Below are 673 nucleotides of genomic sequence, written 5' to 3' on the forward strand. Positions count from 1 at the left end.
ACCTTCGGAATGAGGTCGATTTTCCCGATCGCAGCGAGTTCGACTTTCTTTGCCGCGAGCATCTCCCGCTCGCGCTGCTTCCGGGCCAGCTCATTGGCCTTGCGCCGCTCCTCAGCGGCCTTATGCTCGGCGGCCCTCCGGTCGGCCTCGATGACCTCGAGCACTTGACGAGCAACGGCCCACGTCCGGGTGCTGAGCTCGGCCTTCTCGCGCGCCTCAATCTCCTCTGGCGTGGGCTCTGTCTCAATGATCTTTTGTCCGGCAGTCGCAAACTCACTCAAGATGTCGTCGACACTCACGGACTCGTCGTCCGAGCCGGTTAGCCGGGCGCGTTGTTCCAGGATCGGCGCGACGGTGCGCGCCTCGATCTGGCGAATCGCGGACTCCCGTTCGGCGGCATCGGTGATCGCCTGGCAGCGGCGATTCAAGAGTTCGAGGTTGTGACGCAATCGCTCATGCCGCTCGTACTGTTGGTACTCGCGGGTGCCGTTGAGAAAGCCGAGGTTCACGTAGATCGAGAACTCACCCTCCTGCACCGGGATGATGAGGGGAAAACGGCGGTATGCCTGATCCTTGTTCTCCGAGGTCTGGACGACCTTGACCCCCATCCTGTTTGTGTAGGCGTATTCCCCAGCAAGGCCGTTGAGAAACGTCTTGTAATCGTCAGGCCCGG

Annotated in this window: 1 protein-coding gene; it reads right to left on the reverse strand. The window is 61.7% G+C overall.

Translation table 11 applies throughout. The features are described from left to right. Window positions 1–673 (reverse strand): hypothetical protein (locus HMPREF1627_RS01875; protein WP_034500640.1); only part of this gene is annotated, 673 nt, incomplete at both ends.

The sequence above is a fragment of the Actinomyces sp. S6-Spd3 genome, from assembly GCF_000758755.1.
Lineage (GTDB): Bacteria > Actinomycetota > Actinomycetes > Actinomycetales > Actinomycetaceae > Pauljensenia.